Origin of the sequence: Saccharibacillus sacchari, assembly GCF_037722395.1 — a bacterium.
Taxonomy (GTDB): Bacteria; Bacillota; Bacilli; order Paenibacillales; family Paenibacillaceae; genus Saccharibacillus; species Saccharibacillus sacchari_A.
Map to the genome: position 1 here is coordinate 64,010 of NZ_JBBKAR010000033.1, position 12,671 is coordinate 76,680.

Genomic DNA, 12,671 nt, shown 5'->3' on the forward strand with positions numbered 1-12,671 from the left:
TGCAGACCAAAGTCACGGGACGATAACCAGGGTGGTACCGCGAGCAATCGTCCCTGAATATTTCAGGGGCGTTTTTTATGTTTTTTAATATTCATAAACGGAGGTCCGAAAACCATGAAAGCTAGTGAAATCCGCTCCAAATGGCTTGAATTTTTCGAGCAAAAAGGTCACCATATCGAACCGAGCGCACCGCTTGTGCCGCACAACGATCCGTCCCTGCTGTGGATCAACGCCGGTATGGCGCCGCTTAAGCCGTACTTCGACGGTCGCGTGAAGCCGGAAAACCCAAGAATCGCAAACTCGCAAAAATGTATTCGTACCAACGATATCGAGAACGTAGGCAAAACGCGTCGTCACCATACTTTTTTCGAAATGCTGGGCAACTTCTCCATCGGCGATTACTTCAAAGAAGAAGCGATCACTTGGGCTTGGGAGTTCCTGACCGGCCCGCAATGGATCGGCTTCGATCCTGAGCGTATCAGCGTAACCGTGTATGCAGAAGACGAAGAAGCGTTCATGCTCTGGAATCAAAAAGTAGGTCTGCCGACCGAGCGTATCATCAGACTGGGCGACGAAAACTTCTGGGATATCGGCGAAGGCCCTTGCGGACCGTGCAGCGAGATCTTTTACGATCGCGGCGACGCTTACGGCGTCTTGGACCCGAATGATCCGGAGATGTATCCGGGCGGCGAAAACGAGCGTTTCCTTGAAGTATGGAACCTCGTATTTTCGCAGTTCAACCATAATAAAGACGGCAGCTATACACCGCTTCCGAACAAGAACATCGATACGGGCGCAGGTCTTGAGCGTCTGACTTCCATTCTGCAAGACGTAAACTCCAACTTCGACACGGATCTGTTCCAGCCGATGATTCAACATACCGCGAAGCTTGCAGGCATCGAATACGGCGTAAGCGAAGAGCATGACGTTGCGCTTAAAGTCATCGCGGACCACGTGCGTACGGTAACGTTCGCCGTAGGCGACGGCGTTCAGCCTTCGAACGAAGGACGCGGGTACGTCATTCGCCGCTTGCTCCGTCGTGCCGTTCGTTACGGACGCGTGATCGGGCTTGACCGTCCGTTCCTGTATGAGTTGGTTCGCACCGTAGGCGAGGTTATGGGCGTGTATTACACGCAAGTCGTGGACAGCCGCGAACTGATCGAACGTGTGATCCGTCTGGAAGAAGAACGTTTCCTGAAGACCTTGTCGGATGGTCTGGCGATTCTGACGGAGACAGCAGAGCGTGCCAAAGCCGTAGGCCAAAACGTGATCGGCGGCGAAGACGCGTTCAAAATGTATGATACGTTCGGTTTCCCGCTCGACCTGACGGAAGACTTCGCGTTGGAGCACGGCATGACCGTGGATCGCGACGGATTCGAGAACGCGATGCAAGAACAGCGTACGCGTGCCCGCGAAGCACACAAAAAAGGCGGCGGCATGAACATCCAGGGCGGCGCTTTGTCCGAATTGGAAGTTGCGAGCGAATTCGTAGGCTATAGCGAGACGTCTGTCGAAGCGAAAATCGTCGCTTTGATCAAAGACGGCGCAATCGCAGAATCCGTAGGCGAAGGCGATTCGGCACTCGTCGTACTGGACAAGACCCCGTTCTACGCGGAAAGCGGCGGTCAGGTTAGCGACGTGGGCACGATCTCTTCCTTTACCGGAACCTTGAATGTCGAAGGTCTGGTCAAAGCACCGGGTGGCCAACATGTGCATCAGGTAACGGTCGAATCCGGCGAGCTGCATGTCGGCGATGAGGTTCGCGCAAGTGTGGAACGCGATTCGCGTGCCGCTATCGAGAAGAACCATACCGCAACGCACCTGCTGCACAAAGCGCTCAAAGAAGTGCTCGGCACGCATGTTAACCAAGCGGGTTCGCTTGTCGAACCGCAGCGTCTGCGCTTCGACTTCTCGCACTTCGGCAGCATTACGCAAGAAGAGCTGGCTGACGTGGAACGTCGCGTGAACGAGCAGATCTGGAAAGGCGTCAACGTACGAATCGAACTCAAAGGCATCGAAGAAGCCAAAGCAATGGGCGCGATGGCTTTGTTCGGCGAAAAATACGGCGATATCGTCCGCGTGGTCGAAATCGGCGATTATAGCCTGGAGCTGTGCGGCGGTTGCCATGTTCGGAATACGAGCGAGATCGGATTGTTCAAGCTTGTCGGCGAAAGCGGCATCGGTTCGGGCGTGCGCCGGATCGAAGCTTTGACGGGCCGCGGCGCGTACTTGTACCTTGACGAGCAGCTTGAGTTGCTGAAGCAATCCGCAGCGACGCTCAAAACGCCGGTTACTGAAGTTCCGAAGCGGATCGAGGGTCTGAACAAGCAGCTTAAGGATGCAGAGCGCGAGATTGAATCGCTTCGCGGCAAGCTGGGCGCGATCGAAGCCGGTCAACTGACGGACAACGTTCGCGAAGTAGGCGGCGTACAGGTCTTGGCTTCGAAAGTATCGGCTTCCGATATGGACGGCCTTCGCTCGTTGGCGGATGAGCTGAAAGTGAAACTGCCTCAAGCCGTATTGGTGCTGGGCGCGCCTTCCGAAGACAAAGTCAACTTTGTCGTTGTCGTTCCAAAAGAGCTGACGGCTCGCGGCTTGAATGCCGGCAAGCTGGTTAAGGAAGCCGCGACCGTATGCGGCGGCGGGGGCGGCGGCCGTCCTGATATGGCGCAAGCTGGCGGCAAGGACGCATCGAAGCTGCAAGAAGCGCTCGATAAGGCTGTATCCGTTCTTGAACAATCGCTGAACGCTTGATTCTTGACCTTCGTCTTCGCCCGATTCCCCGTTTCTTGATCGGGGGAAAGTGTGATATGATAAATAAGATTCAACAATTAAGGCGTCAAGGCGCGCCGCGTGCACGCGGACGCTTTGCGAAGCGAGGTGTAATCCTTATGGATTCCATGGACAAAACTGTAAAGTTCAACGTACAAGGCGATGAAGAAACTTCCGCAGAGGAGATCTTGCTTACCGTGTACGACGCGCTTGTGGAGAAAGAGTACAATCCAATTAATCAGATTGTAGGCTACTTATTGTCCGGCGATCCGGCTTACATCCCGAGACATAACAACGCGCGAAGCCTGATCCGCAAGAAGGAGCGCGACGAGTTGATCGAAGAGCTGGTCCGTTCTTATTTGTCCAAGCTTCGATAGGAGATAGGTATCATGAAATTGCTGGGTCTCGATTACGGGGATCGCCGAATCGGCGTCGCGGTCAGCGACGCCTTCGGCTGGACTGCGCAAGGCATTGAAGTCATCCAGCGTCGCGAAGACGGTTCGCATTTGCAGCGGATCGTCGAGCTTGCGAAGCTGAATGAAGCCGAAGAGGTCGTTGTCGGTCTTCCGAAAAACATGAACGGCACGATCGGTCCGCGCGGCGAACTGTGCATCGAGTTCGCCGAGTCGCTGCGGGAATTGCTGGGTCTGCCTGTTCACCTCTGGGATGAACGTCTGACAACAGTATCCGCCGAGCGAACGCTGCTCGAAGCTGATGTCAGCCGCAAAAAGCGCAAACAGGTCGTCGATAAGATCGCGGCGGGTCTGATCTTGCAAAATTATCTCGATTCCAAATCAAAACGGTGAAAGGGTGACGGGCATGGCAAACGATTCCAATCTCGTAGGCGAAGAGCCGGAAATTATTTATATCCCTGATGAAGAAGGTCAGGAAGAAGGCTTTGAAGTCATCATGAAATTTGAAGTGGATGGCTCTGACAGCAAGTATATGATGGTTGTCCCGCTGGATTCGGATAACGAAGAAGCCGACGAAGTCTATGCGTTCCGCTATGAGGAAGACGACGATGATTTGAAGCTCTATGTAATTGAAGACGAAGCCGAATGGCAGATCGTCGAAGAGACTTTCAACACACTTGTTGCCGAATTGGACGGGGAGGAATAAAAGCTATGACTGAATTTTCCGCAAGTCAAGTCGTATACACGAACAAGTTGGAGAAGGTATACGGATTGGATGTCGAACTGATCGACGAGAATGCCGAATCGGTGACGTACCGAATCTTAAAAGAGTTCGAAGTGGGCGGCGGCGCTTATGCAGTTTTGCAAAACGAGAACGCCGGAGCCGATGACGATGTGCAGATTCTCAAGATCGAAACTTCCCCGGAAGGCGAAGTTCAATTGACGACGATCGACGACGATGACGAGTGGGAAAATGTAGCCGAGCTGTTCGACGAACTCACTTTCCCGGAAGAAATCTAAGGGAATCGGTAAAGCAAGCGGACCCGGTAAGCCTGGTCCGTTTTGCCATGCGCAAAAAAAACGTTGAAGGGCGGAGCAGTCCGCCCTTTTTACTCGATTTTCCATACTGGAAGCCTGAAAAGGATGTGCGCTGTAGTGACGAAAACGAAAAAGAGATCAAAAGCTCCGCTTGCTTTTTTCCTGATTATCTTGCTGCTCATCGCATCGATCGGGACCTTTGTCTACGTCTCGATGCGTCCGGTTCCGGCTTCGGATCAAGCGGTCACTTTTGAAATCACGGAAGGTACCGGTACCGCCGGGATAGCCGACCGCTTGCAGGAAGAAGGGTTGATTCGAAGCGCTCTTCTGTACAAAATTTATTTAAGGATCGAGAATCAAGGAAGTTCGTTTAAGGCGGGGACGCACGAATTGTTTCCGGGTGACGATTATGCGTCGATCACCGCGGCTTTGAACGCAAAAGCGGGCGTGACACCGGGGGAGCAAACAGATACGGTCAAAGTGACGATTCCCGAAGGTTTTACGATCAAACAGATCGCAGATCGGCTTAGCGAAGCCGGAGGCTGGGATGCGAAAACGATTCGCCAGCTGACTCGCGAACCGGAGAAGTTTGCGGATGATCTGCCTGCGGGCGTTCCGGATAACGAAGGACTTCAGTATGCGCTGGAAGGCTATTTGTTCCCGGATACGTATGAATTTAGTACAACTGCCACCGAAGAAGACGTCGTTCGTCGATTGGTGCAGGAAACCGGCAAGAAGCTGCAATCGATTCCCGACTTTGACAAGTTACTCAAAGAGCGCGGGCTGACGGTGCATGAGCTTTTAACCGTGGCTTCGCTGGTTGAGCGAGAAGCTGTCGTCGATACGGAACGCCCGCTGATCGCGGGAGTCATCTACAACCGGTTGAACGACCCGATGAAGCTTCAGATCGATGCCACTGTCCAGTACGCATTGGGTGAGCAGAAGGAACGGTTGCTGTACTCGGATTTGGAGATCGACAGTCCCTACAACACGTACAAAAACGAAGGACTTCCGCCCGGACCGATCGCTTCGCCGAGCTTGAAATCGATCGAAGCAGCGCTTCAGCCTGAAGCCTCCGATTATTTCTTTTACGTAACGAAAAAAGACGGCTCGGGTGAGCATTTATTTGCGAAGACGTTTGCCGAACATGAACAAAATATTGAAGAAAGCAACGCCGGCAGCAACTGATTATTGCAATAAGGAATAAAGAAGGGGGTGGCCGTTTTGGGATACAGACCCGAATTGTTGGCAACTTGCGGCACACTGGATGAATTGAAAGCACTGGCGGAAGCCGGTTGCGATGCTTTTTTATTGGGGGAAGAAAAGTTCGGCATGCGTCTGCCGGGCGAGTTTACGCCGGAGACGATCGCGGAGGCGGTTGCTTTCGCACATCCGAAAGGAATCAAGATCTATGTTTGCGTCAACAACTTGATGGATAACGATACGCTGCCCGCCCTGCCCGGCTATTTGGAGAAAATGGGTGAGATCGGCGTCGACGGCATCGAATTCGGCGATCCTTCCGTGTTGATGCAGGCACGCAAACTGCTGCCGAATATGCCGCTGCATTGGAATGCGGAGATGACGTCGACGAACCACGGTACATCCAACTATTGGGGACGCCGTGGCGCGACAAGAGTCGTTTTGGCCCGCGAGCTGAATATGGACGAAGTGACGGGCATGATGCCGCATCTGGAAGTGGAAGCGCAGGTACAGGTGCACGGCATGACGAACATCTACCATTCCAAGCGCAGTCTGGTGCATAGCTATATGGCGAATCAGGGACGGCCGGTGGAAGACGACAATGTCGGACTGAATCGTGGACTTTACCTGATCGAAGCGGAGCGTCGCGACGAATTGTTCCCGATTTACGAGGATTCCAACGGTACGCATATTATGAGTTCCGGCGATATCTGTATTCTGGAAGACCTGCATCTGTTGATGGAGGCCGGCGTGCAGAGCTTCAAGATCGAAGGAATTCTGAAAAATACAGCTTATAATGTGGCAGCCGCGCGTGCGTATCGCAAAGCGATCGAGGCTTTCGTGACCGATCCGGAAGGCTATGCGTTCGATGAAGCCTGGCTGGACGAGATTCGCGATTTGCAGGACCACCGCCGCGAACTGTCATTCGGATTTTTCTACAAAGAACAGGTTTATTGAGAAAGGAAAGGGGATTGCATCGTGGAAATGACACAAACGCCGGTTCAATCGAAGCCGCAGCATAAAGGGAAACGTTATCGTCTGGACAAGCCCGAACTGTTGGCGCCGGCCGGCAATCTGGAGAAGCTGAAATTTGCTGTGCACTATGGTGCGGACGCCGTTTATATCGGGGGACAGGCTTATGGCTTGCGATCGAACGCGGACAACTTCAGTTTCGAGGAAATGAAGGAAGGCGTAGAGTTCGCGAACAAATACGGAGCCAAAGTATTCGTCGCGACCAACATTTATACGCATGAAGAAGATCTGGACGGAATCGCCGAGTATCTTCGCAACTTGCAGGATGCAGGGATTGCCGCAATCATCACAGCCGATCCAATCATCGTGGAGACGGCCAAAACGGCGGCTCCGCTGATCGAAGTCCATTTGAGCACCCAGCAGTCGACGCTCAACTGGCAAGCCGTGCAATTTTGGAAAGAAGAAGGACTGCCGCGTGTCGTGCTGGGGCGCGAGACCAGTCTGGAAGAGATCGCCGAGATCAAAAAGAACGTCGATATCGAGATCGAATCGTTCGTGCACGGCGCGATGTGCTCATCGTATTCGGGCCGCTGCGTGCTGTCGAACCATTTCACGGACCGCGATTCCAACCGGGGCGGCTGCTGCCAATCCTGCCGTTGGAAATACGATCTGTTCGAAAACTCTTCTCCGGAAGGCGAATGGGTATCCGAAGAACAGCAGTTGGAAACGGAAAGCAATCCTTTGTTCCTGGCGGAAGACAATGCGTTCACGATGGGTTCGAAAGACTTGTGCATGCTCGGTTCTATCCCTGATCTGATCGAAGTCGGCATCGACAGCTTCAAGGTCGAGGGTCGCATGAAGTCGATCCATTATGTGGCGACCGTGGTCAACGTGTATCGCCAGGCGATCGATTCTTATATGGCTGATCCCGACAACTACGCGCTGAAGCCGGAATGGATGGAAGAGCTGAACAAAGCCGCGAACCGTCCGCTCAACACAGGCTTCTTTTACGATACGCCGGATCACGAAGATCATATCTACGAGCCGGAGGAAAAAGCAGTGCCGTATGACTTTGCGGGACTGGTGCTTGATTACGATGCAGAGACCGAAATGGCGACGATTCAACAGCGCAACCATTTCAAACCGGGAACGGAAATCGAATTTTTCGGTCCGAACGGTACGTTTTTTAAACAGACCGTCGGAACGATCTGGGACGAAGAAGGCAATGAACTGGATGCCGCTCGCCACCCTATGCAGCGAATCACATTGAAAGTCGATCAGCCTCTTCGCTATTTCGATATGATGCGTAAAAAGAATGTAAAAAAATAGAAGTTTGAAAGACTTCGGTCATGGTTCTTTAGAACTCCTTTCAAAACCCTTCATATCCTTGACGGATCTGGAGGGTTTTCGCTTTTTATTAACTTTTTTTAAAAAAATGCTGATTTCCCTTTGCATTTTGCTTGCTTCTGTCGATAATAAAGATATCCAGCATTTTGTAATCCGGGACTTTTTTACGATGAAAGTAGATACATAGATAAGCGAGAGAACGCTTTCTCAATTTCCGGTGTTACAACGCTGATTCTAATGACTGGCGGGTGGGGACATGGGTATGATGAAGAAACAGGGCGAGCACAATGGGGAAAATCCGATACTCGAGCCGGATGGCAGCAAGATCGAAGGAAAAGGGAAGCCTTCGCTGAAACTGCTGAAAAAAGATAAGGGTCCGAAAAAAGTACGCGAAAAAAAGAAAACGCTACCGAAAACGCTACCGTCGGACTTAGAAGATAGTTCTAATGGCACTGTGCAAAATGATAACGCTTTAAAAAAGAAAGGGTTTAGTGCTTTTAGTTCTTTCGGTAAGAAAAAAGGGTTTAAGCCAACAAAATCAAAACGTTTCACTCAAAACCTGGGAACAACGGTATTTGATTTTGTAAAAAACTGGCGTGCGCTTGATCCAAGCAAATCGGTCGGTATCCGATTGTTCTTTATTTTCCTTGCAAGCATGGTCGTGTTCGTATCTTCGCTGGGTATCATGTCTTATGTAAAAGCACGCGATACGATCAAAGATAACGCAGCCTCCGCGAACGAACAAACGGTTATTCAAACGTCGCAGAAGCTCGATATCATTTTGCAGCGCTATATGGACTCGTCGACGCAAATCTTTTTCAATCCGGAAATTCAAGACGCAATTAATAATTTACAACGATCGGCAACCGATTTTGACCGTTTCCAGGCTATTCGCGAAATCAATGAGTCGCTGAGCAACCAGGTCAACGTTACAACGGGCCTGCAAGCGATCTATTTCTTGCCGACGGATGAGACTTCGACCGAATTCTTCACGGCGGGCAATCAGTTGCCGACTCCGGAAGAGATTCGCGGCACGACTTGGTATGCGGATCTGACGGGCGGAAAAAACAATGTGTTATGGCTGCCGACGGACGCAACTCGCGGAAGCTATACATTGGCTCGTTTGATGTCCACGACAAATGGTAGCGGTGCTAAATTCATTATCGGCTTGCAGCTTGACGTCAAGACGCTGGAAGACCAGTTGGCATCTGTAAACTTCGGCGAAGGCAGCCATATCGAACTGTTGTCCGCTGATGGCACAAACGTGGCTTCGGACGTCAAAGGCTCGGCAGGACAACCAACCACTTACGTATTCGGGCAAGACGAGCTGGGGGCAAACGGCAAATTTGAAGCCAAGCAGTTTGGGACTACGGTATTGGCTGCTTATAACACGATGGAAAGCTCCGGTTGGAAATTGATCGGTACGGTTCCTGTTGAAGTGCTGATGGAAGGTGCATCCGGCATCCTGACTCTGATTGTGATCTTCGTATTGGTGGCTATCATCGTCGCTGTTGTCATCGGGATTTGGATGGTACGCATGATCGGTCGTCCATTGGGCCACTTGAAAGGCCTGATGCAAGAAGGGGCGACAGGTAACCTGAGCGTACGCACGGATTATCGTTCCAGAGATGAAATCGGCGAGCTGTCCAGTGCGTTTAACCGCATGATGGACCGCATTACCGATCTGATCCGCCAAACGACAGATACGGCGCAACAGGTGCTGGATACCGCGGGCGAGTTGGAGCAAGCTTCGAAACAGACGGCAAGCTCCGCACGGGAGATCGCTATTGCTACGGAAGAAATCGCAAACGGTGCATCCAGCCTGGCTCAAGAAGCAGAGAAAAGCACCGAATTGACAGAACGTATTGGCGAACGGATGGAAAACGTCGTTTCGGCCAACCGCGAAATGGACGTTTCTGCCCGCGAAGTTCAAACGGCGAGCCGTCAAGGTACGGAGCATCTCGATAAATTGTTGACTCAAACGGGCAGCACGGAAGATATGGTTCGCTCGCTGGTCACAAGAGTCGATGCGTTGAAAGAAAGCACGGCTTCGGTCATGAAGGTACTCGATGTGATGCAAAATATTACGAAGCAAACGAATATTCTCTCGCTGAACGCCACGATCGAAGCAGCGCGTGCAGGCGTAGCCGGACAAGGCTTCATGGTCGTAGCCGGAGAAATCCGCCAGTTGGCAAGCCGTTCGCGCGAATCGATCGATATGGTCGGCGAGATTACGGATAACATCCAATCGGAAATGGACGAGACCGTACGCACGCTCTCGGCGGTGTATCCGATGTTCCAGGAACAGGTCCAATCCGTGAAGCAGACGACAGGCATCTTCGATTCCGTGCAGGCGCAGATGGAATTGTTCTCCGGCAAGCTGGACGGCGTAACCGCTTCGATCGGCGAACTGGGCAGCGCGCAGAAGACGATGGCCGAAGCAATGACCAGCGTTAGCGCAGTCGCGGAACAATCTTCGGCAACGTCGCAGGAAGTGGCATCGCTAAGCAGCGAACAACAGAACGTCGGCGTGAGACTCGTTGAGTTGTCAGCGAAGCTGAGCAATGCGTCGAACGAACTGAAAGATTCGATCTCGAAATTCACAGTGTAAGGGTGGGGGAAGTACGTGGGGCTGCAAAAGAGTTCGTTACGGTCGCTTGTTGCAGTCGGGAAAATGGATTGGATTTTAATAAGGAATTTTCCCGACTGCAAAGGCGAACGCTATCGCTCCTTCACTGAACTCTTTCTCCGCCCCTGCGACTTTTGGCAGTGGGAGTAGGGTAAGGCCAAAACAAAGACAAGATCAAGCAAGCTAAAAGAAACTGCTTCAGCAGCCGAGGGGATCGGCGTTGGGGCAGTTTTTTTATGTGTGAAAATTTGATGGTGGAGGGGAAGGTAGAGAATCGAGCAAGGAAAGAGGGGAGTGAAGAAGAGTAAAGTGAATAGGAACAGGAACGGAGCGCAAAGAGGAGGAGGTAAAAATAAGTGCGGATATACACTTAATTTCTGCATATTTAGGTATTTTAAGAAAATAAGTGCTGAGGTGCAATTAATGTTGTGGTTGCATGCGTCCGGAGTCTGTTTTTGAAGAAATAATTGTATATGAGCACTTATTTTCTGATTTAAGCCTGGATAGAGAAAATTAATTGCAGTTTAGCACTTATTTTAGTGAAGAGTAGAGAGATGAGTACAAGAAGAAGGAGCGAAATGCGGATAGCCTGAATCGTTCAGAGTCATGAAAAAAACGGTTCGAAGCCTCATTAAGCTTCGAGCCGTTTTCGTAACGATGCAAGGCTTTGATTTGAACCATTTGGTTTGGATGCTTCGGAGAAGAGAAAGCTGTAGCATCCGTTTACGATCTGGCGACCCAAAACCTTGGAAATTACAATAGCTGCGGTCACGGCGTTTTAAGCTTTGGCGGCAGCCAGTCCTTCGGAGACGCGGCGGCCGTAGTCGGCGTCGGCTTGCGTGAAGTGGTCGATCATGCGCTCCTGAATATCCGGTTTGCATTGCGACAAAGCGCCGATCAGGTTATTGACCAGTTCGTCGCGTTCCCAGTCTTCGAACGAGCGGTACGTGTCGCCGGCTTGGCCGAAGTTGTTCGGACGGTCGATCGGGGCGCGGACCAGTTTGGCATGGTATTCCGGTTCATGATCCTTGCCCGGTTTGGGAGCTTCGTGCAAGCCGCCCATCGACGAAGGTTCATAGTTGACGTGCGGATTCTGGCCGGGCGCGCGATCGACTTTGTATTGCATTTGACCGCCACTTTGATTGGTGGCGACATGCGTTTTCGGCGCGTTGATCGGAAGCTGCAAATAGTTGGCTCCGACGCGGTGACGCTGGGTGTCGGAGTAGGAGAAGGTACGTCCTTGCAGCATTTTATCGTCGGAGAAGTCCAGGCCGTCGACCAGCACGCCGGTGCCGAACGCGGCTTGCTCGACTTCGGTAAAGTAATCTTCCGGATTCCGGTTCAGCGTCATTTTGCCGACCGGAAGGAAAGGAAACTGTTCTGGCGGCCACAGCTTCGTATCGTCCAACGGATCGAAATCCAGTTCCGGATGCTCATGGTCTTCCATGATCTGCACGCAAAGTTCCCATTCGGGATAATCGCCTTTTTCGATCGCCGCGTACAGGTCGAGCGTCGCGTGATTGAATTCGGTCGATTGGATCGAATTGGCTTCCTGCTGGGTCAGGTTTTTGACTCCCTGATGCAGCGGTTCCCAATGATATTTGACCAATACAGCTTCGCCTTCGGTGTTGACCCATTTATACGTATTGACGCCCGAGCCTTGCATTTGCCGATAGTTGGCGGGAATGCCCCACGGCGAGAAAAGGAACGTCACCATATGCGTCGCCTCCGGGCTGAGCGAGACGAAGTCGAAAAATCGTTCCATGCTCTGCACGTTGGTGATCGGGTCCGGCTTAAACGCATGAACCATATCGGGGAACTTCAGCGGATCGCGAATAAAGAACACTTTGAGATTGTTGCCGACCAAATCCCAGTTGCCGTCTTCCGTATAAAATTTGGTGGCGAACCCGCGCGGATCTCTCAGCGTTTCCGGGGAATGGCCGCCGTGAATAACGCTGGAAAAACGGACGAATACCGGCGTTTCTTTCCCCTTTTCCTGGAACAGCTTGGCGCGGGTGTATTTCGATACCGGTTCGTCGCCTGCTGTCCCGTAAGCGGTAAAGACGCCGTGCGCTCCCGCTCCGCGCGCATGGACGACGCGTTCCGGAATCCGTTCGCGGTCGAAGTGGGTAATCTTTTCAAGAAACTGATAGTTTTCAAGCGTCGTCGGTCCTCGGCTGCCTACCGTGCGTACGTTTTGGTTGTCCCGAACGGGATGGCCCTGCCGGGTGGTCAAAGTCTTGTTATCGTCTTGTTGCTGCTCGCTGCCGTTTTGCGGTTTCTTTTCGTCGCTCATGTGA

The 12,671-nt window shown here is 52.0% G+C and carries 10 protein-coding genes; 9 read left to right on the top strand and 1 reads right to left on the bottom strand.

Annotated elements, in window-relative coordinates; genetic code table 11:
- The first annotated feature begins 114 nt into the window (after window positions 1-114).
- The 9 genes from alaS to WKI47_RS09280 all read left to right on the top strand — a co-directional run bounded on the left by alaS (window position 115) and on the right by WKI47_RS09280 (window position 10,353).
- The gene (gene alaS, locus WKI47_RS09240) at window positions 115-2,754 is read left to right on the top strand and encodes an alanine--tRNA ligase (RefSeq protein WP_340226856.1); all 2,640 of its coding nucleotides are present in this window, start codon (window positions 115-117) and stop codon (window positions 2,752-2,754) included.
- A 137-nt stretch (window positions 2,755-2,891) separates the two neighbouring features.
- Window positions 2,892-3,149 carry an IreB family regulatory phosphoprotein gene (locus tag WKI47_RS09245; protein WP_037290272.1) on the top strand — a complete coding sequence of 86 codons (258 nt, stop codon included), beginning with the start codon at window positions 2,892-2,894 and terminating at the stop codon, window positions 3,147-3,149.
- Between the two features lie 12 nt (window positions 3,150-3,161).
- The gene (gene ruvX / locus WKI47_RS09250; RefSeq protein ID WP_340226857.1) at window positions 3,162-3,578 is read left to right on the top strand and encodes a Holliday junction resolvase RuvX; all 417 of its coding nucleotides are present in this window, start codon (window positions 3,162-3,164) and stop codon (window positions 3,576-3,578) included.
- A 13-nt stretch (window positions 3,579-3,591) separates the two neighbouring features.
- Complete coding sequence (locus tag WKI47_RS09255; protein ID WP_340226858.1) at window positions 3,592-3,891, top strand: DUF1292 domain-containing protein; 300 nt, start codon at window positions 3,592-3,594, stop codon at window positions 3,889-3,891.
- A 5-nt stretch (window positions 3,892-3,896) separates the two neighbouring features.
- On the top strand, window positions 3,897-4,205 hold the full coding sequence (locus WKI47_RS09260) for a DUF1292 domain-containing protein (RefSeq protein WP_037290263.1): 309 nt from the start codon (window positions 3,897-3,899) through the stop codon (window positions 4,203-4,205).
- 135 nt (window positions 4,206-4,340) lie between these two features.
- The gene (mltG, locus tag WKI47_RS09265) at window positions 4,341-5,411 is read left to right on the top strand and encodes an endolytic transglycosylase MltG (protein ID WP_340226859.1); all 1,071 of its coding nucleotides are present in this window, start codon (window positions 4,341-4,343) and stop codon (window positions 5,409-5,411) included.
- Window positions 5,412-5,447: 36 nt separating this feature from the next.
- Window positions 5,448-6,380 (top strand): peptidase U32 family protein, encoded by a 933-nt coding sequence (locus WKI47_RS09270; protein WP_340226860.1) that lies wholly within the window; start codon window positions 5,448-5,450, stop codon window positions 6,378-6,380.
- Between the two features lie 27 nt (window positions 6,381-6,407).
- Window positions 6,408-7,724 (top strand): U32 family peptidase, encoded by a 1,317-nt coding sequence (locus WKI47_RS09275; protein WP_340227497.1) that lies wholly within the window; start codon window positions 6,408-6,410, stop codon window positions 7,722-7,724.
- A 649-nt stretch (window positions 7,725-8,373) separates the two neighbouring features.
- Window positions 8,374-10,353: a methyl-accepting chemotaxis protein gene (locus WKI47_RS09280; protein WP_340226861.1), complete on the top strand. Its 1,980-nt coding sequence runs from the start codon at window positions 8,374-8,376 to the stop codon at window positions 10,351-10,353.
- Window positions 10,354-11,149: 796 nt separating this feature from the next.
- Here the strand turns inward: WKI47_RS09280 and WKI47_RS09285 are convergent.
- Complete coding sequence (locus WKI47_RS09285; RefSeq protein ID WP_340226862.1) at window positions 11,150-12,667, bottom strand: catalase; 1,518 nt, start codon at window positions 12,665-12,667, stop codon at window positions 11,150-11,152.
- Window positions 12,668-12,671 lie beyond the last annotated feature (4 nt).

Bases quoted from the DNA above. Each gene is read 5' to 3' on its own strand.
- WKI47_RS09245 (WP_037290272.1), top strand. From the start codon at position 2,892: ATGGATTCCATGGACAAAACTGTAAAGTTCAACGTACAAGGCGATGAA.
- ruvX (WP_340226857.1), top strand. From the start codon at position 3,162: ATGAAATTGCTGGGTCTCGATTACGGGGATCGCCGAATCGGCGTCGCG.
- WKI47_RS09275 (WP_340227497.1), top strand. From the start codon at position 6,408: ATGACACAAACGCCGGTTCAATCGAAGCCGCAGCATAAAGGGAAACGT.
- WKI47_RS09260 (WP_037290263.1), top strand. From the start codon at position 3,897: ATGACTGAATTTTCCGCAAGTCAAGTCGTATACACGAACAAGTTGGAG.
- WKI47_RS09255 (WP_340226858.1), top strand. From the start codon at position 3,592: ATGGCAAACGATTCCAATCTCGTAGGCGAAGAGCCGGAAATTATTTAT.
- alaS (WP_340226856.1), top strand. From the start codon at position 115: ATGAAAGCTAGTGAAATCCGCTCCAAATGGCTTGAATTTTTCGAGCAA.
- WKI47_RS09285 (WP_340226862.1), bottom strand. From the start codon at position 12,667: ATGAGCGACGAAAAGAAACCGCAAAACGGCAGCGAGCAGCAACAAGAC.